This window comes from Serratia sp. NPDC078593, from assembly GCF_050268245.1.
Classification (GTDB): Bacteria; Pseudomonadota; Gammaproteobacteria; order Enterobacterales; family Enterobacteriaceae; genus JBNNGK01.
In genome coordinates this window covers 41,916-64,899 of the sequence record NZ_JBNNGK010000020.1, presented here as the reverse complement: position 1 = coordinate 64,899, position 22,984 = coordinate 41,916, and the positions used below count along the sequence as shown (strand labels likewise).

Below are 22,984 nucleotides of genomic sequence, written 5' to 3'. Positions count from 1 at the left end.
AAGGTCAAAAGCGAGCGCAATCCATTCACTAGCGGGCATGACACGGTATCGTTAGGCGTTCGTCTTAACCGTAAACTCAGACAATTGCCTATTGCGGTAAGTGTAAAAACATTAGGATATCATTTAGAAACGCAAAGATGTAACTAAATATTACAATAAAAATTGCCAAGCAAAAATACAACACAAAACTGATTTATAAGAAGTTTCTTAAAACATCCCTTCAAAGCTTATGGGATAAGGGCTAACTCAAAAACATCAACTAACTTTACCTTTTCAGTGTGTGCAAAATACGAGCAAAAAGCCGAAATATCCGCCATGAAATTTTTATCTGAAAATGCGACGTTGGTGCAACGTTCGGCTCTCATTATTTAAATAACCTAAAGAAGTTATTATGAGTGATTGTTACTGGAACAGATTATTGAAGTGCGCTTTCTCTACTTTTACCAAGGTAACGCTAAATCACTAATGCCACGCAGTAACCTCACTCTAAATATATGGTTACTTTACCCTTGTTGCAGTGCCGCCAATAGAACACGACTCATAAAGGTGACAGTTGGAGGTGTTTTCGCCACAAGGTTGCCGACCCCGTCACGCGATGCCAGCAGGAATAGTGTGCCAAATTGCACGTTACCCATGACGAGCGCGCGCAAGGTTTTGGTGTTTGAGTAAGATAATGAGGCGAACTGACAGAGGTATGCTGGGTAAAGAGCTTGGCGCACCGAGGTTGAAATGTGCGTAGTTAGAATAATACGGATGGTTAGTGAAAACGAAAAACCCCAAGCTTGTAACAAGCTTGGGGTTAGAATAGATGGCGGAGGAGCAGAGATTCGAACTCTGGAACGGTTTCCCGTCGACGGTTTTCAAGACCGTTGCCTTCAGCCACTCGGCCACCCCTCCGCAACGAAGCGAACTATAAACACAGTCGATTCGCTTGTAAAGCCCGCCCCCACTCAACCGCGCGAAAAATCAGCATGGCACGTTTAAGTGCCGAATAAAACAGCAATCCGCGCGCTGTTGCAACAATGATAACTCACGGTAAAGATTGGTAAACAAACTTTAATCAAACGCTTGCGCTGCCTATCATCGTGATTAATTTTGTGATGACCTGATAAGAGAGATCATTTATGGACCGCATTGTCGTCTCATCCTCGCGCGATTCGTTGCTCAGCACACATAAAGTGTTGCGCAATACCTATTTCCTGCTGTCGCTCACCCTCGGTTTTTCTGCACTGACGGCAACAGCCAGTACGATGCTTGGGTTACCTGCGCCGGGCTTGCTACTCATGCTAGTTGGCTTTTATGGTCTGATGTTTTTAACCCATAAGCTCGCTAACAGTCCTGCAGGTATTTTGGCCGCATTCGCGTTGACCGGCTTTATGGGTTACACCCTGGGGCCTATCCTCAGTTCGTTCCTCAATGCCGGTGCGGGTGATTTAATTATGCTGGCTCTGGGCGGCACCGCATTGGTATTTTTCTGCTGTTCAGCATATGTACTCACCACCCGCAAAGATATGTCATTCCTTTCAGGCATGATGATGGCGGGCTTTGTCGTGCTACTGGTGGCAGTGATCGCTAACTTGTTCCTGCAAATACCGGCTCTGCATCTGGCTATCAGCGCGCTGTTTATTCTGTTCTCCGCGGGCGCGATCCTGTGGGAAACCAGTAATATTATTCACGGCGGTGAAACCAACTACATTCGTGCCACCGTCGGTTTGTATGTATCACTCTACAATATGTTCATCAGCCTGCTGAGTATTCTGGGCTTTGCCCGCAGCAACTGATTAACCGTGATTTTGCTTTGCCCAAGCCCCGCTCATCATGCGGGGCTTTGTTTTAGCTAATGACAAAGTTTGCTAAACTGCGCAGCGTGATAAATTAGCGATTATCGAGGCAGTATGTTGCAGTTTGCAGGTCAAACCATCGACACGGATGCGCAAGGTTATTTAAAAAACAGTACCGATTGGCATGAAGATTTAGCACCGCTACTGGCCGCACAAGAAGACATAGTGCTGACAGAGGCACATTGGGAAGTCGTGCGTTTTGTACGTAATTTTTATCAAGAGTTTAATACGTCGCCAGCCATACGCATGCTGGTGAAAGCCATGGCGCAAAAATACGGTGAAGAGAAAGGTAATAGCCGCTATCTGTATCGCTTGTTCCCGAAAGGCCCAGCAAAGCAAGCCACCAAAATTGCCGGCTTGCCTAAACCAGTCAAGTGCATCTGATTATTTAATAGCGGATGCCAAATCCATTGAATGTTTCAACACTTCGGGGCTCAACGAGTACACGATCGACGCGCGCACTATGAGGGCCACCGCCTTTTAACCATGCGATCAGCGCGTCGACGTGTTGTTGTTCCCCGCACGCTAACACCTCCACACTTCCATCATCCAGATTACGGGCATATCCGTTCAGCCCCAAAGCACTCGCTTTACTCTGAGTGTGATAGCGAAAGCCAACGCCCTGCACCACACCATAGACATACGCGGCAATGCAAACTTGTGTCATAATCGCTCCTTATCGTATTCATGATGGCATTTGCTGTGTTTCACGCAGACAGTGTCACTTCCACCTATCTAGCTGGCAACCTATTTAATATTATGACCGTACGCCTGTTTCTCGCCAAAGGACGTGAAAAGTCCTTACTTCGTCGCCATCCGTGGGTTTTCTCCGGTGCTGTTCAACGTATTGAAGGAAAACCACTTTCTGGTGAAACTATCGATATCCATGACTGCCAAGGGAAATGGCTGGCGCGCGGCGCTTACTCACCGGAATCGCAAATTCGCGCCCGTGTCTGGAGCTTTCAACAAGATGAAGAAATTGATATCGCTTTCTTTATTCGCCGGTTACAACAGGCGCAAAACTGGCGCGATTGGGTTGCAAAACGCGATGGTTTGGATGGTTATCGCCTGATTGCTGGCGAATCTGACGGCATGCCGGGCATCACCATCGATCGTTTCCAAAACTTTTTGGTCTTGCAATTACTCTCCGCTGGCGCTGAATATCAACGTGCCGCGCTGGTTGCTGCACTGCAACATTGCTACCCAGAATGCGCCATTTATGATCGTTCAGACGTGGCTGTTCGTAAAAAAGAAGGTCTGCCTTTGACGCAAGGCTCCGTGCTCGGCGATTTACCACCAGCGCTGCTGCCCATCACTGAACACGGTATGAAACTGTTGGTTGATATTCAACAGGGTCATAAAACCGGTTTCTATCTCGACCAACGTGATAGCCGCCTGGCTGCACGCCACTTTGCCTCTGGCCGTCGCGTTCTAAACTGTTTCTCCTACACCGGAGCTTTTGCAGTGAGCGCGTTGATGGGGAACTGTGAGCAAGTCATCAGCGTGGATACCTCACAAGCCGCGTTGGATATTGCCAAGCAGAACGTTGAATTGAACCAACTCGATCTCAATAAGGCAGAGTTTATTCGCGACGATGTATTCCAGCTACTGCGTAATTACCGAGCGCAAGGCGAAAAGTTTGACATGATCATCATGGATCCGCCGAAGTTCGTCGAGAATAAAAATCAACTGGCTAGCGCTTGCCGGGGCTATAAAGATATCAACATGTTGGCCATACAGCTGCTAAACCCTGGCGGCATATTACTGAGTTTCTCTTGCTCAGGTTTAATGCCAACTGATTTGTTCCAAAAAGTTTTAGCTGATGCCGCTGTTGATGCGGGTTGTGATGTACAATTTATAGAGCAGTACCGGCAGGCTGCAGATCATCCGGTCATTGCCACCTACCCAGAAGGTCTGTACCTGAAAGGGTTCGCGTGTCGGGTGATGTAACTTGAAATACGCTGTTTTGCCCTCATATCTCGCTTTATTGGGCTAAGCACGGTTTCTCAGGAGGTCATCATGATTGCCAGCAAATTTGGTATCGGACAACAGGTTCGTCATAAACTGCTGGGATATTTAGGTGTGGTTATTGATATCGACCCTGAATATTCTTTGGATCAACCTAAAGCTGACGAGATAGCCGCGAACGATGAATTACGTTTCGCGCCTTGGTATCACGTGGTGATGGAAGATGAAGAAGGTCAACCGGTTCACACCTATCTGGCGGAAGTGCAGCTAGCCGGTGAGGAACAAGACGCTCATCCTGAACAACCCTCGCTGGATGAACTGGCGGAATCTATCCGCCAGCAACTACAGGCACCACGTCTGCGCAATTAAGCGCCAAGACCCGAGAAACCCAACGCAAGGGCTTAGCATAATGCTAAGCCCTGCTTTTTTAACGCTCTAATCCTAAACGCGGAATATCGATTTTTGGGCAACGATCCATGATCACTTTCATTCCAGCGTCAATCGCCAACTCCGCTGCCTGTGTATTAACCACGCCTATCTGTAACCATAACACCTTCGCCCCGATAGTAATGGCTTCTTGTGCAACGTGGTAAGCAGCCTCAGCATTACGGAATACATCCACCATATCGATAGGATGTGGAATATCTTCCAAACTCGCGTAGACCTGCTGCCCAAGCAGCGTTTGGCCCACTAATTTTGGGCTAACTGGCGTCACTTGATAGCCTTGCGATAACAAATAAGCCATAACGGCATAGCTGGCTCGGGAAGGTTTATCACTCGCCCCCACTAACGCTATCGATTTTACTTGCTGTAATACGGCCTTAATTTCACTGTCTTGCATCTTGCCCCCTGATTCTTTTGAGCAAAGTCTGTTGTATTGAGTGTAACTGAAGCGCAATTAACCTGCTAAACTGAATGTTTTGTTTCAAAAGACTAAAAATATGTCCAAGTGTAAATTCCACGCCGACTAAAACCATTCTGACACACGAAGCTCCGCACGATATTGATGTGCGATTATAAGGAGATAACAATGAAATTTGGTCTGATGGTGACGGGGCTACTCTGTGCTTGCCTGAGCCCATCCATCTTGGCGACGACCCTGATACTTTCTCCGGATATCGACTTACTGGTTGTTGACGGTAAAAAAATGACGGGTTCCTTGTTGAAAGGCGCTGATAGTCTTGAATTGGATGGCGGGCAACATCAATTGCTATTCAGGGTCACTAAATCTTTACCTAACGGCAAACAGATGATTTATCGCTCTTCTATACTTATCGCTGCCTTTAACACGCAAAATGTCACCGCGGTATCAATTCAATTACCCCCCATAAGTTCCCAACAGGACGGCCAGCGCTTCGAGCAGCGATTGAACTACCAAATAATTGATAATAAAGAAAAACCACTCTTCGTCACTAAAGACAAATTACCCCTTAGCGCGCACATCGCAGACCACCAATTAGAGCAAGCCGTCGCCGATTATAATGTGCAAAGTCGCCCCGCCTCTGTACTAACCTTCGCCCATCAGCACCATAGCCGCCCCGCCGCAACCTCTTCTGTCAATACGCGTCCCCAGCGGGCTGTACCGGTAAAAGAGGCGGATGTTGCACTGCGCATGCTGCAATACTGGTTTAAGCAGGCAGACAGTGAAACTCAGCAGAGTTTTTTACAATGGGCAAACCAACATCGCGACCGCCAGACTCAATAACGTTAACACAGCTATTTTATGAGTATTTTCCCGCGTAAGTGCTATGCAGTGAAAAGCAGTTTCAGTAATCTGTTGTGTATCACCCGCTTAGCTAAGGATCTGAAATGGAAATGACCACCCGCGTCATCGCGGAACGTAAACATATTGCTCTGGTTGCCCATGACCACTGCAAGCAGTCGCTACTGCAATGGGTTGAAGACAATAAGGTGTTGCTGTCTCAGCATCAACTTTACGCAACCGGAACGACCGGGAACCTGATCCAGCGCGCCAGTGGTATTCCTGTACAAAGCATGTTGAGCGGGCCGATGGGGGGCGACCAGCAGGTTGGTGCCATGATTGCCGAAGGCAAAATTGATATGCTGATTTTCTTTTGGGATCCGCTCAACGCTGTGCCGCACGATCCCGATGTCAAAGCGTTGCTGCGACTGGCAACAGTGTGGAATATTCCGGTTGCGACCAACCGCTCTACCGCCGATTTTCTGGTTGATTCTGCGCTATTTAAAAGCGAAGTAGAAATCACGATTCCTGATTATCAACATTATTTGCAGGATCGACTCAAGTAATCCTCGCGGCCTGACAACAATGCCAGGCCCCCTGATATCACGGTTTCTTCTGCAACGGCACACCAAGCTCACGCAGTTGTTCGACAAACACGGATGGGCGCTGAACATCCTGTAATAACCAAACCTGATGTTTCGCGCGAGTCAGTGCAACGTATAATAGTCGACGCTCTTCCGCATCGGGGAAATCTTCAGGTTGCGGTAACAGGACTTCTTCGAGAACCGACTCACGCGCCCGCGCAGGAAAACCGTCACTGCCCTCATGTAAACCAACGATGATCACATATTCAGCCTGCTGCCCTTTGCTGGCATGAATAGTCATAAATTCAAGATTAAGCTTCGGCCAACGGGTCGCTGCCTTTTGCAAGGCACTCGGCTTGAGGTGATGGTAGCGTGCCAGGATCAAGATGCGTTCATCGGGCTTCGCATAACCGCTGATTTTATCGAGCAGGTTCTCTATGTGTTCCTGTGCGAGAATGACAACTGATTTTTTATTGCCTTTACTTAAACTGTTCAGCGGTTTTTTCAGTTGATGCGGGTTTTGTTGAACAAAGCGGTTGGCAATCTCACCAATACGTTCATTGAAACGGTACGTGGTATCCAGCGCACATTGCGCACCTTCACCAAAATTATCAGCAAAGGCGGTCGTTAACCCTAGCTCCGCGCCGCTAAAGCGGTATATCGCCTGCCAATCATCGCCAACGGCAAACAGACAGGTTTGTTTATTCTGCCTGCGCAATGCGGCCAGCAATTGTGCCCGTTGCGGTGAGATATCCTGAAACTCATCCACTAAGATGTGTTTCCATGGGCTGACAAATCGCCCTTTGTCTAAAATATTCACCGCCTGATGAATCAGACCGGAGAAATCCACCGCCCCTTCTTCTTTCAGGGTGCTTTTCCAGGCTTTGAGCAACGGAGCCATTAAACGAATACGTTTCGCAAACAGATCGCGGATCTCTTCGTCGGCCTGCTCAATCATTTCCGCCTGACTGCCGCCATGCATACGCATCAAACCTAACCATCGCTCCAACCGCCCGGCCAGCCGCTCTGCCAGCCGCTCTGCCAGAGCGTTATCCTGCCAGAAGTCACCTTCCGGCACCTCCCATTCCAGCTCATCAATCAACCACTGACGCCAGCCCTTTGCCTGCGCTTTTTTCTCGCCGCATTGCTGTCGCCAATGTTTAATCAACAGTGCTCGCCGCGCTTTGCTGTCTGTTTCAAGCTTACTGATGGCCGGCGTTTTACGGATACCCTGTTGGATAATTTGCAATGCCAACGCATGAAATGTTTTCGCCTGAATGGCGCTGTCACCGAGGCGTTCCTTGATACGCTGATTCATTTCTTCAGCCGCCTGCCTGCCAAAAGCCAGCAACAGAATCTGCTCAGACTCTGCCTCTTGACGCCGCAGCAACCAGCCAGCACGCGCTACCAACACCGATGTTTTGCCACTGCCCGCACCTGCCAATACCAACACGGAATCTTCGCCGTTGACGACCGCGCGGCTTTGCGACGCATTTAACGGTTGTGTCTCTACACGCTGGAAAAAATCGGCATGTTGCTCAAGCATCAACTCCGTCCACTGTTGATTACGGGCGGCAACGCTGTGCTCACCCCGCTGCAACCATTGCTGACATAAGCGATAATCTTCACGACAGTTGTCAAACGTCTCAAGGCGAACGACAGGCATCGGTAACGCATCAAACGACTGGCGAATCTGCTGTTGTAGCTTGCTCAATTCCGAACGTTTGAACCATTTATTCTGATGTTCAATACGTTGAATATCGCTCACCTGTTGCTGTAAAACGCCGGCGCTGACCTCGCTCATTTCAGCGCTCCACTGCTGCCAGGCATGCTGCAAGTAATGGTAGAAACGCTGGGTTTCCTGCCATTCGGTGCCGTGCAAGCGCACGACTTTCTCATCCGGCAGTTCGAACTCCAGTTCGCCCCAGACGATGCCGCGCTTACAGCGGACTTCGATTAGCTGGTTAAAAGGAATTAAATATTCGTGTTTTTCACCGCTCACCTCAACTCCGGCATGCAACAACCGCACACGGTTGTAGGGATGCTGAGCCAAGTGTTTTCCCAGCGATGTCGCTTTAAGTTCCATATCGGCGTGCCATGACTATGTTGATCGTGGATAATTGCCAGTTTACCTGTGATAAGCAGTGGCACTCTAGCGCTAAAAAAAGGGTAGAATAGCATTGGCGTTTTGATAACAAACGCAACGGCTTAGCGGTTCGACCATCATTAGAACGGATGACAACTATGCGCACAGTACTGAATATTCTTAATTTCGTGTTAGGTGGCTTTTTTACCACCTTCGCCTGGCTATTGGCCACCGTGGTTAGCGTAGTGTTGATTTTTACGCTACCACTGACCCGCTCATGCTGGGAAATTACCAAGCTGTCGTTTCTACCTTATGGTAACGAAGCAATCCATATTGATGAATTATACCCAGAAAAAAGTAACGCGCTGCTTTCTGCCGGCGGTTCATTACTGAATATTGTCTGGTTGATTCTATTTGGCTGGTGGCTATGCCTGTCACACATCGTTGCAGGTATTGCGCAATGTATCACCCTGATCGGTATCCCAGTGGGTATCGCCAACTTTAAAATCGCCGCCATTGCGCTGTGGCCCGTTGGCCGTCGCGTGGTTTCGGTTGAGATGGCGCAACAGGCGCGTGACGAGAACGCCCGTCGCCAGTATCAACAGCGTTAATTTTTTCTCCGCCCAAGGAGTTTTTTGTGCTCACTTTTGCACCGGCAATCCGGCGTTATACCTATAACAGCAATTTACTTTATAACCTGCGCATTTTTATTGCACTCGCCGGTGCAACGGCTGTGCCATGGTGGTTAGGCGTTCCTAAACTAACCATTCCACTGACGCTTGGCGTTGTAGCCGCCGCGTTAACCGATTTAGATGACAGATTAGCTGGCCGATTGCGCAACCTGCTGATCACGCTGGTGTGCTTTTTCGTTGCCTCTACCTCGATCGAGCTGTTGTTCCCTTATCCGTGGTTGTTCGCACTCGGCCTAACCGGTTCCACCTGCCTATTTATCCTGCTGGGTGCTCTGGGACAGCGCTACGCCACCATTGCTTTTGGTGCGTTACTGATCGCGGTGTACACCATGCTTGGTACTTCAATGTACGATGCCTGGTATCAACAACCGATGCTGCTGATCCTCGGAGCCGTGTGGTACAACCTGTTGACGCTTATTGGTCACTTGGTGTTCCCAATACGCCCTCTGCAAGAGAATCTGGCACGTTGCTATGATCAACTGGCGCAATATCTGGATGCAAAAGCCAACCTGTTTGATCCCGATGCAGAGCATGAGGCTGACTTGCCATGGATGGATGTTGCCATGGCTAACAGTACGCTGGTGAGCACGCTTAACCAGACTAAGGTTTCGCTGCTAACCCGGCTTAAGGGCGATCGCGGCCAGCGGGGCACACGCCGCACTTTACATTATTACTTCGTGGAGCAAGACATTCATGAGCGTGCGAGTTCATCGCATGTGCAGTACCAGGCACTGAGCAAACAGTTTCGCCACAGTGATATTCTCTTTCGTTTCCAACGCTTGTTGAGCATGCAGGCACGCGCCTGCCAACAGTTGGCGCAATCGATCCTGCTGAGGCAAAAATACCAGCATAACAATCGGTTCGAACCGGCATTCGACCGCATAGACGAAGCGTTGACACACCTCGCGATCACGGCCGATAATCGCGATCTCGCCAAAGCCCTGTCTCATCTGCTAAAAAACCTACGCGCTATCGATGCGCAATTAGCTAACATCGAGTCGGAACAGGCTCTAGCGAATGGCCAAGCGGAAGAAAACAGCCTAGCGGACGATCGGCTGACTGGCTGGAGCGATATCCGCCTGCGTATCAGCCGCCATCTGACGCCACAATCGGCGCTGTTTCGCCATGCAATTCGTATGTCAATCGTGCTATGTGTGGGCTACGCGCTTATCCAAGTGACAGGTATGCAACACGGTTATTGGATATTGCTGACGAGTTTGTTTGTTTGCCAGCCAAACTATAATGCTACGCGGCGACGACTGGCATTACGTGTTGTGGGCACCTTAGCAGGCATAATAGTCGGCCTCCCCATCCTGTATTTTGTGCCCTCAGTTGAAGGGCAGTTGATTCTCATCGTGATCAGCGGCGTGCTGTTTTTTGCTTTCCGCACGGTACAGTACGCCCACGCCACGCTGTTTATTACCTTGCTTGTGTTGTTGTGCTTTAATCTGTTAGGGGAAGGATTTGAAGTCGCCGCGCCACGCGTGTATGACACATTGTTAGGTTGTGCCATTGCCTGGGCCGCAGTGACATTTATCTGGCCGGACTGGCAGTTTCGCCAGCTCCCTTCCATTGTAAGCAAGACCTTAAACGCAGATTGCCGTTATCTGGATGCCATATTAATCCAATACCATCAAGGCAAAGACAATAGCTTGCCTTACCGCATCGCACGTCGTGATGCGCATAACTGCGATGCCGAATTAGCCTCTGTCATCTCGAATATGTCGGCCGATCCCAAAGCGGATAAAGCTGCCCAGGAAGCGGCCTTTCGGCTACTTTGTCTCAATCACACATTGCTAAGTTATATTTCTGCATTAGGCGCTCATCGCGAGCAACTCACCAATACCGAAGTGCTCGATCTGCTGAACGATGCTGTTTGCTATGTCGATGGCGCACTGCATCACGAATTGCACGACAGCGAACGCATCACTGCTGCGTTGGAAACACTTTCTACGCGAATTAATCAGTTGACGCCGGAACCCGAAAGCAAAGAACAACTGGTGTTGCAGCAAATAGGATTGGTCATTGAGTTATTACCTGAATTGACGGCACTCAATACGCTCATTGGTCAATCACACTGATTATTCAGCACTGCTATAACGATAAGGCGGAGGGCTCTCCGCCGCAGCCTGCGGAATGACCTCATCGAACCAGTTGATCAGCTCCCCCCGTAACTCCTTGGGCAAGGCGGCATGATGATAACCTGCCAATGCACCCGCCAAAGACAACAACACTTTATGCCCGAGATTTTTTTGTTGGTAGAAAAGCTTTAAGAATGAACGTCTGGGTCCTTGCAAACGAAGGTCGTACACACCGCAAATACCGACACGCCAAAGTAAGCGTTCCATGGCAGCATCAATATTCGGCAAATTCTTCAATCTTTCATCGCTGTTCTTTTTCACCTGCGCTTCTTTGTTCGCTTCGCGCATTGCCTGCCAAGCAAGACAAACCAGTTCGTTGCGATCTCGCCATAAGTCATCATCAACCCAGTAATAACGCATGACAATCGGCGCACCACGTTTTGAATAAATCATATTCGCCATCCCGCGAGCACGAAACTCGGACTCGATGCGATGAGTCGCTCGCAGATACATTTCGCCTTCGGTGACAACGGCAAACATAACGCCATCGGCCAAAAGGCCGTAGCCACCAAACTGTGAACGGGTAGTAATCCGACCTAAAGCAGAAAAACAGGCTTTAGCCTGCGCGACTCTTGCGAGTGTTATCCTTTTCATAAGCCTCTCCATTGGTAATTTGCTAGGGATTTATTTCTTACATCAATGAAATAAAACTAAGTGGAACAATTAATTAGAAAAATACGCATTAAGCACTTACCTGCCAATCACAAAATCTTCTAGCTTAAAAAATGATCGTAAATCTGCGAGACGTTACGAAAAATTGAGTTGATCTTCTGTTATGTCGCATGTACTGTATATACATACAGTGCATCTACAGGCGGGATACTTATGCGTACTCAATCACTCTGCAAACCTCATTTTAGCCACACGCCGTTGGCGATGAATAATTCTGCGGGGGCATTCGGCTCTCACGAAGAAAAAGGTCTTATCAGTGAACTTGTTTACAATGAGCATCAACCCGCCATTGCCCAGCTGTTGGTTCCGTTGCTACAACAATTGGGTATGCAGTCACGTTGGCTTTTGTGGTTAACCCCGCAGCAAAAACTCAGCAAACTGTGGCTGCAGCAATCGGGTTTACCGCTCGAAAAAGTGGTCCAGCTGAGCCAAATCACACCGCAGAATACGGTAGAGGCAATGGAAAAAGCGTTATTGACAGGGAATTACAGCGTGGTTTTAGGGTGGCTACCTGACCTAACAGACGATGATCGGCTAAAATTACGTCGTGCAGCTGAATTAGGTAACGCCTATGGATTTATTATGCGCCCACAACGTGACATAAACCCGAGCAAGGGACAGTGTTCGACGTTAAAAATTCACTCTTCTTTGTATCATTGAGTAAATTTAGGACTTTTCCCATCATTTTTTCTTCCCGATGACGGAACCTTCATGGGATCAGGTAGAAAACGAGCACGGATGCGGCTTGGCGCGACATTTCACACCCAAGAAAGCTTAAAAAATAAGCTAAGAGTGTTAGCAAATATGTACAATTCTACGTTTTTTTTTAGAGGTTTATCACATCACACTTGTAACTTTCGCACCACGTTGTAGACTTTACATCGCCAAGGTTGCTCTATAACGCCAGAAAAACTGGCAGAGTAACAAACGAGGGCATAAACCTTGGCGAAGGAATTTAACCAAGGGCTTAAAAATTAGCTTTAAAGCTCATTGCCTATTTGGATGATAACGAGGCGCAAAATGAAAAAGACAGCTATCGCATTAGCAGTGGCACTGGCTGGTTTCGCTACCGTAGCGCAAGCCGCCCCAAAAGATAACACCTGGTACACCGGTGCGAAACTGGGCTGGTCCCAGTATCATGACGTAGGCTTCTACGGCAACGGTTACGAACATGGTATCGGCAATGGCCCTACCCATGAAAGTCAACTGGGTGCTGGTGCGTTCTTGGGTTACCAAGCGAACCAATACCTGGGCTTCGAGCTGGGCTATGACTGGCTTGGCCGTATGCCTTACAAAGGCAACGTGAACAACGGTGCTTTCAAAGCACAGGGCGTTCAACTGGCAGCTAAACTGAGCTACCCAATTGCTGACGATCTGGACATCTACACCCGTCTGGGTGGTATGGTATGGCGTGCAGACTCTAAAGCTAACTACGGTGCTACTGGCGAGCGTCTGAGCAACCACGACACCGGCGTTTCTCCGCTGGCTGCTGTTGGTGTTGAATACGCACTGACCAAAAACTGGGCTACCCGCTTGGATTACCAATTCGTTAGCAACATCGGCGATGCAGGTACCGTTGGCGCGCGTCCAGACAACACCATGTTGAGCCTGGGTGTTTCTTACCGTTTCGGTCAGGATGATGTTGTTGTTGCTCCAGCTCCAGCACCAGCTCCAGTTGTTGAAACCAAGCGTTTCACTCTGAAGTCTGACGTTCTGTTCAACTTCGGTAAAGCATCTCTGAAATCCGAAGGCCAGCAGGCTCTGGATCAGCTGTACACCCAACTGAGCTCTATGGATCCTAAAGACGGTTCTGTCGTGGTTCTGGGCTACACTGACCTGGTAGGTTCAGAAGCTTCTAACCAGAAACTGTCTGAAAGCCGCGCTCACAGCGTCGTTGATTACCTGGTATCTAAGGGTATCCCAGCAGACAAAATCTCTGCACGTGGTATGGGTGAAGCTAACCCAGTTACCGACAACTGCGGTTACAAAGCTGGCCGTGCTAACAAAGCACAGATCGAATGCCTGGCTCCAAACCGTCGTGTAGAAATCGAAGTTAAAGGTATCAAAGACGTTGTAACTCAGCCACAGGCTTAAGTTACCGCTTCTTAATAAAAAACCCCGCGTTGCGGGGTTTTTTTCGTTGTGAGGCAGAGAAGTTTAGAGCAAAAACGATAGCTAGAATAGGTAAGTGATTTTATCTTCCACTATTCTTGATCTTTACCCAAAATAGCCTTCAAATCTTGTTTCAGAGTTGACATCTGACTGGCGTATTTTTCTTTGCGTTCAGCATCTTCAATCAACTGCACGACGGTTTCTGATAGTGTGGCACCCCGTCGGTGTGCCAGCGCCGCCAGACGCTGCCAGACGAGATATTCTAAATCGATCGATTTCTTACGCGTATGCTGATGTTCGGCATTAAAATGGCGCTTACGCCGGGCGCGGATAGTTTGCTTCATGCGGTTATCCAACGCGGGGTTCATATGGTTATTAATCCAAGCTAATACTTTAACTGGATTGTTTTCCAATTTTAGCAGTTCATCAACGGCCTCCTGCGCAGCGCTGTTTTCAATATAACGGGTTATCGCTTCCCCTTCTCGGTGTTTTTTCACCAAGTATTTCCATTTCCAGCCGCTCTCCAGATTTTCCAGTTGCTGATATTTCATTGTGAGCTCTACAGTGACCGCGTAACTTTGTTTAAGCATAACAGTTTTGTGCTAAATTTCCCGGCAATTAAACGGCCTTTCAGGCTATTTTTTGCACAACTATCGTTCGCCGTCAAACTCCCAGACATCATCTGCTACTCTGTCTGTATCAAGCTGGCGTTATTCTTGTATAATCGCCTTTTCCCATTTTGACAATTGCATCTAACACTTTGACCAATAACCGACTTGAATGGCAATCTTTGTTGCCTGCCGTTACGCCTTATCAGGCGATATTCGATTCCGCCGCTCAGTTGGCATCCGTCACCTTTGCCTCTATCCAGCCTCGGTTGGAAAACGCGCTGACGCTGTTTTGCCATCCGCGATCTCAACCCCACTTCATGCTAGTGAAAGCGCAAGAAACCCGTGAGTACCTAGCCTTGATTGCTAATGCGGTCAAACAGCTGACGCCGCAAACGACTGACGCTGGCAGCAACTACATCGTGCAAAAAGGCCGAGTCCATGTGGAACCTGCGCTCAGTGGCGATGAGCCGTTTGCCGCCGCAGGCGCCTGCGTATTCCGTGAATGGGTCGAGCAGGAGCAACTTTTCGGCTGTGTTCGCATTCACCAGGGCGATATCGCCCTCGAACCCGGTTTGGTGCACCAAGCCAACGGTGGTGTACTGATCTTGTCAGCGCGGACGTTGCTGGCACAACCGCTGATGTGGCTGCGCTTGAAACAGATGATTACTCAACGCCAGTTCCAGTGGATTTCGCCCGACGAAACGCGACCATTACCCGTCAGTATTCCTCCTATTCCCTTAGCGCTACGGCTGATTATCGTGGGCGATCGTCATGGGCTGGCGGATTTCAGCGATATGGAGCCAGAAGTTTGTGAGCAGGCGGTATACGGCGAATACGAAGACGAGCTGCAGCTTACCGATACCGACGATCTGGCCCAATGGTGTGGTTATGTCAATACGCTGGTCGCTGAACAGCAGTTACCACCGCTAGCGACCGATGCTTGGCCACCATTGATGATGCAGGCAGTACGCTACAGTGGCGATCAGGGCAGTTTACCGCTCTCCCCAACCTGGCTTAGCCAACAATTGGCTGAAGCGTCACTGTATGCCGAGCAAGGCCAGATCACCGCCAAAGCGCTGGAAGCGGCACTTACTTCGCGTGAATGGCGTGAAAGCTATTTAGCGGAGCGCATGCAGGATGAGATCGAGCTGGGTCAGATCCTGATCCAAACTGAAGGCGATGTGATCGGCCAGATCAATGGCTTGTCGGTGCTAGATTATCCAGGCCACCCGCGTGGTTTTGGTGAACCTTCTCGTATTAGCTGTGTCGTACACCTCGGCGACGGCGAATTTACCGACGTTGAACGAAAAGCAGAGCTTGGCGGTAATCTACATGCCAAAGGCATGATGATTATGCAAGCCTTCCTGATTTCCGAGCTGGAGCTGGATCAACCGCTACCGTTCTCCGCATCGATTGTTTTTGAGCAATCTTACGGTGAAGTCGATGGTGACAGCGCCTCACTGGCTGAGCTGTGCGCCCTGATCAGTGCACTATCAATGCAGCCAATTACCCAACAGATCGCCGTTACCGGCTCCGTCGATCAATTCGGTAACGTACAACCTATCGGTGGCGTTAACGAAAAGATCGAAGGTTTCTTTGAGGTCTGTCTGCGCCGTGGGCTGACCGGCAAGCAAGGCGTGATTCTGCCAGCGACCAACGTGCGCCACCTGTGTCTGCGGCAAGACGTGGTTGATGCGGTACGTGAGGGTCAGTTCCACCTTTGGGCGGTGGATAATGCCGCAGAAGCCTTGCCATTATTGACAGGTTACCCCTACTCCGATGAACAGCAGCCGAATTTACTGGCTGCAATTCAGGAACGGATTAGCCAAGTTAACCAGACGGAACGCCGCCGACCATGGCCGTTACGCTGGCTTAACTGGTTTAACCACGGCTGATCGGACTTGTTCAGCGTACACGTGTAAGCTAATCTGCGTCCTTCATTAAAATAAGGTTTACTAAGAACATGGTAGATAAACGCGATTCCTATACGAAAGAAGACCTCGAAGCATCCGGCCGTGGCGAGCTGTTCGGCGCCGGCGGTCCGCCGTTGCCGGCAGGTAACATGTTGATGATGGACCGCGTGGTCAAAATGTCAGAAGACGGTGGCACACATGGCAAAGGCTATGTCGAAGCAGAACTGGATATCAATCCAGACCTTTGGTTCTTCGGCTGCCATTTCATTGGCGATCCGGTAATGCCAGGTTGCCTGGGGCTGGATGCCATGTGGCAGTTAGTCGGCTTCTATCTCGGCTGGCTGGGTGGCGAAGGTAAAGGCCGTGCGCTGGGCGTGGGTGAAGTTAAGTTCACCGGGCAGGTACTGCCAACCGCGAAGAAAGTAACCTATCGCATTAACTTTAAACGCGTCATTACCCGTAAACTGATCATGGGTGTGGCCGACGGTGAAGTGCTGGTCGACGGCGAAGTGATCTACACGGCCAGCGATCTGAAAGTGGGTCTGTTCAAGGACACGACTGCCTTCTAATAGCAGCCACGACGGTCGGCTTGGCCGTCGTGAACTCCCTCCCCCTATTTTCATAGCGCACGATTGATCTTGCGCTAGTACGTCTTTCCTAGTTACTACAATTATTGTAGTGAAGGAGGTGCGATGAAAAAGACTCGCTTTGACAAGCAACCCTGCCCCATCGCCCGTTCTCTCGATCGCATTGGCGAATGGTGGAGCATGTTAATTATTCGCGATGCATTTCATGGCCTGTCGAAATTTGATGAGTTTCAGCAAAGTCTTGGGCTCTCACCGACGATCCTTAGTCGTCGCCTCAAATTTTTAGTCGAGAGCGGCATCTTTTATAAACGTTCTTATCAACAGCAGCCGCTGCGTTATGAATATCTGCTGACAGAAAGCGGTGAGGACCTCTTTCCCGTATTAGCCACCCTTCTGCAGTGGGGGAATACTCACCTGGCTCCTGAGGGCATCGCCGCGCAATTAGTCGATCGTGCAAGTGGCCAGCCAATTCACGCGTTATTGATTGACGAAATCACTCAACAACCGATCAATCGGCAGAATATCACACTGGCCGCGGGTCCTGCCGCGTCATCCGTCATGCGGCAACGTGCCGCTCGGATGCAGCAGTCATCAACAAATGTAATCAATGAATCTTCTAAGGAGTCGTTATGAACAGTCGCCGTATCGTTATTACGGGTATGGGTGCCGTTTCACCGCTTGGCAGTGGCGTAGAGATTATCTGGCAGCGTCTGCTGGCTGGGCAAAGTGGCATTCGTCCACTGCCGGAAGAAATTGTTTCCGATTTATCCGTTAAAGTCGGTGGCCAAGTCCCTACGCTGGAGCAAGACAGCGAAGCCGGTTTTGATCCCGACCGCTCGGTCGCACCTAAAGATCAAAAGAAGATGGACCGTTTTATTCTGTTTGCGATGGTCGCGGCCGATGAGGCGATTCGTCAGGCTGGCTGGATAGCCGACACGGTTGAAAAACAAGAACGAACCGCAACCGTAATCGCTTCCGGTATTGGCGGGTTCCCAGCGATTGCCAATGCGGTACGTACTTCTGACCAACGCGGCCCCAAACGTTTGTCCCCTTTCACCATCCCGTCATTTCTGGTCAACCTAGCGGCTGGCCATGTTTCTATCAAACACGCGTTCAAAGGCCCGATCGGCGCACCAGTTACCGCCTGTGCGGCCGGTGTGCAGGCGATTGGTGACGCAGTGCGTATGATTCGCAATGACGAGGCCGATATCGCCGTATGCGGTGGCGCTGAAGCCGCTATTGATACCGTCAGTCTCGGCGGCTTTGCCGCTGCGCGCGCCATGTCCACCGCAACAAGGGAAGACGCCACCATTGCATCTCGGCCATTCGATAGCGCACGCAACGGTTTTGTCATGGGGGAAGGCGCGGGCATGCTGGTCATTGAAACGTTAGAGCATGCATTAGCACGTGGCGCTACGCCGTTGGCAGAAATTGTCGGTTACGGTACCAGCGCCGATGCCTACCATATGACTTCTGGCGCCGAAGATGGCGACGGCGCCTATCGCGCGATGAAAATAGCGCTTAAACAAGCGGGCATAACACCGGAACACATTCAGCACCTGAATGCACACGCAACTTCAACGCCGGTCGGCGATTTAGGCGAAATCAACGCCATTTGCCATCTGTTTGGTGATAACAACAAACTGGCAGTGACATCCACAAAATCGGCAACCGGTCACCTGCTGGGTGCCGCAGGCGGATTGGAAACCATCTTCACAGCGCTGGCTTTGCGCGATCAAATCGCCCCGGCAACGCTGAATTTGGATAATCCTGACCCGGCGGCGGCGGGGTTGCACCTAGTGGCAAATAAGGCAGAACCGATGATGATCGATTATGCATTGTCTAATGGTTTTGGCTTTGGTGGCGTCAATGCCAGTATCTTGTTGAAACGTTGGCAGGCGTAAGCCAATGCCATAAACGAAAACCTCCGCACACTGGCGGAGGTCATTCCTTCTTCATGACAGAGAGCCGCTTAAGCGGTCACAGCCCTGTCTTCCATGGCTTGTCGCCAACCTCCCAGCCAATTAGCCCGGGCGTCTAAAGATTGATAGGGACAATTTTCCCTGGAGCGCCCTGAAATACCTGCTTGATAACCACGGGATTGTGCCCGTTCCAGACGATCTCGCTTCTGTCTCTTCATGCCTCGTTTCCCTCATTTCTTGGTCTGCTGGAAAGAAAACAGTGGCCATTTCTTGTACGACCACCTTTAATCAATAGCGCTAATCGCAGCCAAGATCAATGCGCAAAATTCACGCCAATGTCATATTTGTGAGCTACGCACGCAAAAAAACTTAAGTGACTGATAACGTGAGAAACAAGATAATGCACTGAAATATTTGAATAAAAAATGCCGGTGAACAATATTGCTATTGCTCACCGGCATAAGTTTAGCGTGTATTAAGACGGACGAATCCTAGAGCTGGCTCGCCTGAACGGCAATCGCCTGTGCTTCTTGCTGCCAGCCAACCGCCATCGCACGGACTAACGCATCATAACCGTCTTCATCCTGTTTTAGCTCCAAATTGAACGGCCGCTTGATCAAACGATCCTGATGTTTCAACACCCACTCGCCACGGATGATAGCTTTGCCATCATAACGCCCATGAAAGCCCGTAATGGTGACATTCAGTACATCCTGATCGCTGCTCATTGGCTGCGAAGATACCAGCCAACCCGGCAATGCATTGCTAAGATTGGTTACCAAAGACTGCTGCAACTGCTGATCAAGCGGGCTAGCCCACAGGTTATTCTTACCAATGACATACTGCACATCGTTGGTTTGATAAACCACGCCACTTTGCGCCAAATAATCCGCCACGCTAACGTGCTCAAGCCAGAGCTGGCGTGAGGCTGAGGTCGCACTAACCTGTGCCGACGTATTTAGCGCCGGTAACTGATAGTAAGTCTTCTGCGGCTGACTGCTACAGGCACTGAGTATCAGTGCCAAGGCTACGGGTATCCATTTCATCATTTTCTGGCCTTCTTCGGCTGAGGATCATCGCTCGTCGCGGCTTCAAATACCAGCGCGTTGCTCTTTTCATTCAGGGTACGCAGCACCGGTTGCAACTCACGCAACACTTGGTCCAGACGCTGCATATCACCAACCATCTTATTGTAAGCCGGTGAGCCCGGTTGGAATCCTTTCATGCTGCGGTTCAGTTCCTGCAACGTTTTCTGCATATCCTGCGGCAGATCTTTCATTGCTTTACTGGCAATAATGTCATTCAGCGATTTCATGGTCTGCTGCGTTTCGCGCATCGTGCGCTGACTTTCAGACAGCGTTTTCGTCGCTTCATTGAGCATTGGATTCAACGGCATCGAATTGATCTTATCCAGCGTCTGCATCAGTTTCTGCTGAATTTGCGCTAACCCGCCACTGGTCGTCGGCAACAGCGGATAACCGAACAGTTCGCGCGGCCCTTTCCACACTTTCTCCTGAGGATAGAAATCCAGATCGATGTACAACGAGCCGGTGAGCAAGTTGGCAGATTTCAGTGCCGCACGCAAACCACGCGCTTTAGCATCTTTCAGGTGCTGTTCCATATCAAAGTTTTTACCCAGTTGTTTCTGGAAACGATCGGGTTCGATACGGATCAATACGGGAATACGGTAATCGCTGTCGAGACGTTGCTCCATGCCCTCTTTATAGAACGGTACTTGCGCGACGGTACCCAAACGGATGCCACGGAACTCTACAGGTGCGCCCGGTTGCAAACCGCGAACGGAATCAGAGAAGAACATCAAATAGTCTTTGTGTACGGTATACAGCGAATCCTGAATGCCACGCTGGTTTTCGTAGAGCTGGTATTCTGCTTTCTCTGCCGCTTTTTCACCACGATCCCAACCTTCTGGAACATCGAAGCTGACGCCGCCGCTAAATAACGTTGCCAGCGAGCCCATCTCAACCCGCATACCCTGCGCCGACATATCAAACGCTACGCCACTGTCTTTCCAGAAACGCACATTGGTGGTCACCAGTTGATCGTAAGGCGCAGTGATAAACAGCTGATAACGCATGGCACGCAGCTTAGGATCAAAGTAGCTTGTTTCGACCGATCCCACACGATAACCCCGGAACAGCACCGGATCGCCCGCATTTAGCTGACCTGATTTATCGCTGTCCAACACAATACGTAACCCTTTGGCATCAGGTGAAGCCAACGGCGGCGCATCCAGTAACTGATATTCATCTTTACTGTCTTTCCCTTTATTGCCCGGTTGCAGTTCAATATAAGCGCCGGACAGTAAGGTTCCCAACCCGGAAACGCCTTCACGACCGATTTGCGGCTTCACGACCCAAAAGGCAGAATCCTCACGCAACAGCTTTCCCATGCCGGAATTCAATCGAGCTTGAACCAGCACCTTGCTCAGGTCTTCACTCAGCGTCACGCTTTCTACCGTCCCCACGTCAACGCTGCGACTTTTGATTTTGGTTTTTCCGGCTTCCAAGCCTTCCGCCGTCGTGGTGTACAGCGTTACCACCGGCCCTTGATGGCTGAAATGATAAAACAGGATCCAGACGCCGATCAGCGCGGTCACGATAGGAATAATCCACACCGGTGACCAGCGTTTGATCTTCTCAACATTCGCGACGCTATGATTATTTTCCGTCACCTTGCGGCTCCTTCTTTATTGTTTCATTTACGCGATCCCAGGTCAGACGGGGATCAAACGTCATGGCTGCAAACATAGTGAGGATCACCACCATGGCGAACAGCAGCGCGCCAGTAGCAGGATAAATACTCATTAATTGTCCCATACGCACCAGTGCCGAAAGAACGGCAATCACAAACACATCAATCATTGACCAACGGCCTACAAACTCAACGACTTCATAAATAAGATGCATACGTTCACTATCAGCGCGGGGTTTCTTACGGTTATTGGCATCCCAACATAACCAACCAATGGCTAACATTTTCAGCGATGGCACCATAATGCTGGCAATGAAAATCACCATCGCCACCGGATACGATCCTTCTCCCCAAAGCAAGATGACCCCTGCCATCACGGTCGACGGCATTTTATTGCCCAATGCTTCGGTAATCATGATGGGTAAAACCATGGCCGGAATGTATAAAATCAACGACGTGATCAGCAACGCCATCGTCCATTGCAGGCTGTAACGCCGCCGTAGATGCCCGAATGTGTGGCACCGTGGGCACTGCACCTGCTCGGCTGGCAGAATAGCCGTACAGCACAGACACGATCTCACCCCTTGCACAATACCCGCGCGGCCAGGGCTTATCGGCTGCAACAGACGCGGCGCCGGTTCGAGATCCTGCCATAACCAACGACGATCGACGCACTGGAAAGCGCGTACCTGTAACAAACAAAACAGGCAATACGGCACAAAACTGGTACCGACACCGATATCACCATAGGCCATCAGCTTGACGAAACTGACCAATACGCCAGCAAGAAAAATCTCTACCATGCACCAGGTTTTGAACTGGAACAGCCTCTTCGCCATCCAGATTTTTAGACGTTGGGGCAATTGCACTTTCGCACACAGTAGAATAATCACCACCATGCAGAACGCCGGGATCAACTGCACCAACACCATAAATAGCGTGGCCATACTGGCGTAGTCTTCGGCCACCATCACCTGTGGGATCTGGATCAGTTTGATTTCATTAGCAATACCGGCAACACGCATATTGACGAACGGAAAAAGGTTCGCCAATAACAACATAAATAAGGCGCTAAGGGCATAGCCTATAGGCCGTTTACGCGGCTCATTCCAACGCGCACTGAGCGTCGTTTTGCAACGGGGGCATACCGCCTTACTGCCATATGACAATGAAGGCAGTGCCACCAGCATGTCACACTGCGGGCACAGCATCAGGTCTTCCTGTCGCTGTTCGTCATGATTTGAATGACGATGCTGCTTATTATTCTCGTGGGAACACACCCTATTCCTCCTCGGCCATCTCCTTAACACGGGAAGCAGCACCGTTGTTAACGGCTTACGTGTATCTCGCTCACATCGTGATTGAGATTCCCAAGCATTCACGCCTTTGCCGTCTTGATGCTCCCCCCCATCTCTTGGAAACTTATTGCCGGTAACACAAA

Annotated in this window: 23 protein-coding genes and 1 tRNA gene; 14 read left to right on the top strand and 10 right to left on the bottom strand. The window is 49.9% G+C overall.

Annotated elements, in window-relative coordinates; genetic code table 11:
- Positions 1–809 precede the first annotated feature (809 nt).
- Positions 810–897, bottom strand: a tRNA-Ser gene (locus tag ACQKDS_RS17895).
- A 227-nt stretch (positions 898–1,124) separates the two neighbouring features.
- Here ACQKDS_RS17895 and yccA point away from each other — a divergent pair.
- Positions 1,125–1,781: an FtsH protease modulator YccA gene (yccA, locus tag ACQKDS_RS17890; RefSeq protein WP_004964637.1), complete on the top strand. Its 657-nt coding sequence runs from the start codon at positions 1,125–1,127 to the stop codon at positions 1,779–1,781.
- Between the two features lie 114 nt (positions 1,782–1,895).
- The gene (gene tusE / locus ACQKDS_RS17885) at positions 1,896–2,225 is read left to right on the top strand and encodes a sulfurtransferase TusE (RefSeq protein WP_399673001.1); all 330 of its coding nucleotides are present in this window, start codon (positions 1,896–1,898) and stop codon (positions 2,223–2,225) included.
- A 4-nt stretch (positions 2,226–2,229) separates the two neighbouring features.
- Here the strand turns inward: tusE and yccX are convergent, their stop codons facing one another.
- Positions 2,230–2,508 carry an acylphosphatase gene (gene yccX, locus ACQKDS_RS17880; protein ID WP_399673003.1) on the bottom strand — a complete coding sequence of 93 codons (279 nt, stop codon included), beginning with the start codon at positions 2,506–2,508 and terminating at the stop codon, positions 2,230–2,232.
- A 92-nt stretch (positions 2,509–2,600) separates the two neighbouring features.
- On the opposite strand from yccX, the gene rlmI reads away from it, so the two are divergent.
- On the top strand, positions 2,601–3,791 hold the full coding sequence (gene rlmI, locus ACQKDS_RS17875; protein WP_399673104.1) for a 23S rRNA (cytosine(1962)-C(5))-methyltransferase RlmI: 1,191 nt from the start codon (positions 2,601–2,603) through the stop codon (positions 3,789–3,791).
- A gap of 69 nt (positions 3,792–3,860) precedes the next feature.
- Positions 3,861–4,178: a heat shock protein HspQ gene (hspQ, locus tag ACQKDS_RS17870; protein ID WP_399673005.1), complete on the top strand. Its 318-nt coding sequence runs from the start codon at positions 3,861–3,863 to the stop codon at positions 4,176–4,178.
- A gap of 58 nt (positions 4,179–4,236) precedes the next feature.
- Here the strand turns inward: hspQ and ACQKDS_RS17865 are convergent, their stop codons facing one another.
- Complete coding sequence (locus tag ACQKDS_RS17865; protein WP_399673007.1) at positions 4,237–4,650, bottom strand: CoA-binding protein; 414 nt, start codon at positions 4,648–4,650, stop codon at positions 4,237–4,239.
- Between the two features lie 189 nt (positions 4,651–4,839).
- Here ACQKDS_RS17865 and ACQKDS_RS17860 point away from each other — a divergent pair, with 189 nt between their 5' ends.
- Together ACQKDS_RS17860 and ACQKDS_RS17855 are read left to right on the top strand one after the other, a co-directional pair.
- The gene (locus ACQKDS_RS17860; protein ID WP_399673009.1) at positions 4,840–5,514 is read left to right on the top strand and encodes a DUF2057 family protein; all 675 of its coding nucleotides are present in this window, start codon (positions 4,840–4,842) and stop codon (positions 5,512–5,514) included.
- Between the two features lie 104 nt (positions 5,515–5,618).
- A complete protein-coding gene (locus ACQKDS_RS17855) occupies positions 5,619–6,077 on the top strand; it encodes a methylglyoxal synthase (protein WP_399673011.1) in 459 nt (152 codons plus the stop codon).
- Between the two features lie 37 nt (positions 6,078–6,114).
- Here ACQKDS_RS17855 and helD read toward each other — a convergent pair whose 3' ends face one another.
- Positions 6,115–8,181, bottom strand: coding sequence for a DNA helicase IV (helD, locus tag ACQKDS_RS17850; RefSeq protein ID WP_399673013.1), 2,067 nt, complete (start codon positions 8,179–8,181; stop codon positions 6,115–6,117).
- A gap of 158 nt (positions 8,182–8,339) precedes the next feature.
- On the opposite strand from helD, the gene ACQKDS_RS17845 reads away from it, so the two are divergent.
- Together ACQKDS_RS17845 and yccS are read left to right on the top strand one after the other, a co-directional pair.
- Entirely contained in the window at positions 8,340–8,792 is a 453-nt protein-coding gene (locus ACQKDS_RS17845) for a YccF domain-containing protein (RefSeq protein ID WP_399673015.1), read from the top strand.
- A gap of 26 nt (positions 8,793–8,818) precedes the next feature.
- Positions 8,819–10,954: a YccS family putative transporter gene (yccS, locus tag ACQKDS_RS17840; RefSeq protein ID WP_399673017.1), complete on the top strand. Its 2,136-nt coding sequence runs from the start codon at positions 8,819–8,821 to the stop codon at positions 10,952–10,954.
- Here yccS and ACQKDS_RS17835 read toward each other — a convergent pair whose 3' ends face one another.
- On the bottom strand, positions 10,955–11,608 hold the full coding sequence (locus ACQKDS_RS17835) for a TfoX/Sxy family protein (RefSeq protein ID WP_399673019.1): 654 nt from the start codon (positions 11,606–11,608) through the stop codon (positions 10,955–10,957). It lies immediately after the preceding gene.
- A gap of 231 nt (positions 11,609–11,839) precedes the next feature.
- Between ACQKDS_RS17835 and sulA the strand changes: the two genes are divergently transcribed.
- Both sulA and ompA read left to right on the top strand, forming a co-directional pair.
- Entirely contained in the window at positions 11,840–12,346 is a 507-nt protein-coding gene (gene sulA / locus ACQKDS_RS17830; protein WP_399673021.1) for an SOS-induced cell division inhibitor SulA, read from the top strand.
- A 360-nt stretch (positions 12,347–12,706) separates the two neighbouring features.
- Positions 12,707–13,780, top strand: a complete 1,074-nt coding sequence (ompA, locus tag ACQKDS_RS17825; RefSeq protein ID WP_399673023.1) for a porin OmpA — start codon at positions 12,707–12,709, stop codon at positions 13,778–13,780.
- A 110-nt stretch (positions 13,781–13,890) separates the two neighbouring features.
- Here ompA and matP read toward each other — a convergent pair whose 3' ends face one another.
- Positions 13,891–14,349 carry a macrodomain Ter protein MatP gene (gene matP / locus ACQKDS_RS17820; RefSeq protein ID WP_399673025.1) on the bottom strand — a complete coding sequence of 153 codons (459 nt, stop codon included), beginning with the start codon at positions 14,347–14,349 and terminating at the stop codon, positions 13,891–13,893.
- 209 nt (positions 14,350–14,558) lie between these two features.
- On the opposite strand from matP, the gene ACQKDS_RS17815 reads away from it, so the two are divergent.
- From ACQKDS_RS17815 to fabF, 4 genes are all read left to right on the top strand, one after another.
- The gene (locus ACQKDS_RS17815) at positions 14,559–16,304 is read left to right on the top strand and encodes an AAA family ATPase (protein ID WP_399673027.1); all 1,746 of its coding nucleotides are present in this window, start codon (positions 14,559–14,561) and stop codon (positions 16,302–16,304) included.
- Between the two features lie 68 nt (positions 16,305–16,372).
- Positions 16,373–16,891 carry a bifunctional 3-hydroxydecanoyl-ACP dehydratase/trans-2-decenoyl-ACP isomerase gene (gene fabA, locus ACQKDS_RS17810; protein WP_399673029.1) on the top strand — a complete coding sequence of 173 codons (519 nt, stop codon included), beginning with the start codon at positions 16,373–16,375 and terminating at the stop codon, positions 16,889–16,891.
- A gap of 123 nt (positions 16,892–17,014) precedes the next feature.
- Positions 17,015–17,542: a winged helix-turn-helix transcriptional regulator gene (locus ACQKDS_RS17805; protein ID WP_399673031.1), complete on the top strand. Its 528-nt coding sequence runs from the start codon at positions 17,015–17,017 to the stop codon at positions 17,540–17,542.
- Positions 17,539–18,813 carry a beta-ketoacyl-ACP synthase II gene (gene fabF, locus ACQKDS_RS17800; RefSeq protein ID WP_399673033.1) on the top strand — a complete coding sequence of 425 codons (1,275 nt, stop codon included), beginning with the start codon at positions 17,539–17,541 and terminating at the stop codon, positions 18,811–18,813. The genes ACQKDS_RS17805 and fabF overlap by 4 nt, the downstream gene beginning before the upstream one ends.
- A 68-nt stretch (positions 18,814–18,881) precedes the next feature.
- Here fabF and rmf read toward each other — a convergent pair whose 3' ends face one another.
- The 4 genes from rmf to pqiA form a co-directional block, all read right to left on the bottom strand.
- The gene (gene rmf, locus ACQKDS_RS17795) at positions 18,882–19,049 is read right to left on the bottom strand and encodes a ribosome modulation factor (RefSeq protein WP_399673035.1); all 168 of its coding nucleotides are present in this window, start codon (positions 19,047–19,049) and stop codon (positions 18,882–18,884) included.
- A 273-nt stretch (positions 19,050–19,322) separates the two neighbouring features.
- Positions 19,323–19,880 carry a membrane integrity-associated transporter subunit PqiC gene (gene pqiC / locus ACQKDS_RS17790; protein WP_399673037.1) on the bottom strand — a complete coding sequence of 186 codons (558 nt, stop codon included), beginning with the start codon at positions 19,878–19,880 and terminating at the stop codon, positions 19,323–19,325.
- Complete coding sequence (pqiB, locus tag ACQKDS_RS17785; RefSeq protein WP_399673039.1) at positions 19,877–21,523, bottom strand: intermembrane transport protein PqiB; 1,647 nt, start codon at positions 21,521–21,523, stop codon at positions 19,877–19,879. The genes pqiC and pqiB overlap by 4 nt, the downstream gene beginning before the upstream one ends.
- On the bottom strand, positions 21,510–22,823 hold the full coding sequence (gene pqiA / locus ACQKDS_RS17780) for a membrane integrity-associated transporter subunit PqiA (protein WP_399673041.1): 1,314 nt from the start codon (positions 22,821–22,823) through the stop codon (positions 21,510–21,512). Before pqiA ends, pqiB begins: the two co-directional genes overlap by 14 nt.
- Positions 22,824–22,984: the final 161 nt, after the last annotated feature.

Excerpts from the sequence above, each read along its gene's own strand:
- yccA (WP_004964637.1), top strand. The coding sequence starts at position 1,125 with ATGGACCGCATTGTCGTCTCATCCTCGCGCGATTCGTTGCTCAGCACA.
- tusE (WP_399673001.1), top strand. The coding sequence starts at position 1,896 with ATGTTGCAGTTTGCAGGTCAAACCATCGACACGGATGCGCAAGGTTAT.
- yccX (WP_399673003.1), bottom strand. The coding sequence starts at position 2,508 with ATGACACAAGTTTGCATTGCCGCGTATGTCTATGGTGTGGTGCAGGGC.
- rlmI (WP_399673104.1), top strand. The coding sequence starts at position 2,601 with ATGACCGTACGCCTGTTTCTCGCCAAAGGACGTGAAAAGTCCTTACTT.
- hspQ (WP_399673005.1), top strand. The coding sequence starts at position 3,861 with ATGATTGCCAGCAAATTTGGTATCGGACAACAGGTTCGTCATAAACTG.
- ACQKDS_RS17865 (WP_399673007.1), bottom strand. The coding sequence starts at position 4,650 with ATGCAAGACAGTGAAATTAAGGCCGTATTACAGCAAGTAAAATCGATA.
- ACQKDS_RS17860 (WP_399673009.1), top strand. The coding sequence starts at position 4,840 with ATGAAATTTGGTCTGATGGTGACGGGGCTACTCTGTGCTTGCCTGAGC.
- ACQKDS_RS17855 (WP_399673011.1), top strand. The coding sequence starts at position 5,619 with ATGGAAATGACCACCCGCGTCATCGCGGAACGTAAACATATTGCTCTG.
- helD (WP_399673013.1), bottom strand. The coding sequence starts at position 8,181 with ATGGAACTTAAAGCGACATCGCTGGGAAAACACTTGGCTCAGCATCCC.
- ACQKDS_RS17845 (WP_399673015.1), top strand. The coding sequence starts at position 8,340 with ATGCGCACAGTACTGAATATTCTTAATTTCGTGTTAGGTGGCTTTTTT.
- ACQKDS_RS17835 (WP_399673019.1), bottom strand. The coding sequence starts at position 11,608 with ATGAAAAGGATAACACTCGCAAGAGTCGCGCAGGCTAAAGCCTGTTTT.
- sulA (WP_399673021.1), top strand. The coding sequence starts at position 11,840 with ATGCGTACTCAATCACTCTGCAAACCTCATTTTAGCCACACGCCGTTG.
- ompA (WP_399673023.1), top strand. The coding sequence starts at position 12,707 with ATGAAAAAGACAGCTATCGCATTAGCAGTGGCACTGGCTGGTTTCGCT.
- matP (WP_399673025.1), bottom strand. The coding sequence starts at position 14,349 with ATGAAATATCAGCAACTGGAAAATCTGGAGAGCGGCTGGAAATGGAAA.
- fabA (WP_399673029.1), top strand. The coding sequence starts at position 16,373 with ATGGTAGATAAACGCGATTCCTATACGAAAGAAGACCTCGAAGCATCC.
- ACQKDS_RS17805 (WP_399673031.1), top strand. The coding sequence starts at position 17,015 with ATGAAAAAGACTCGCTTTGACAAGCAACCCTGCCCCATCGCCCGTTCT.
- fabF (WP_399673033.1), top strand. The coding sequence starts at position 17,539 with ATGAACAGTCGCCGTATCGTTATTACGGGTATGGGTGCCGTTTCACCG.
- rmf (WP_399673035.1), bottom strand. The coding sequence starts at position 19,049 with ATGAAGAGACAGAAGCGAGATCGTCTGGAACGGGCACAATCCCGTGGT.
- pqiC (WP_399673037.1), bottom strand. The coding sequence starts at position 19,880 with ATGATGAAATGGATACCCGTAGCCTTGGCACTGATACTCAGTGCCTGT.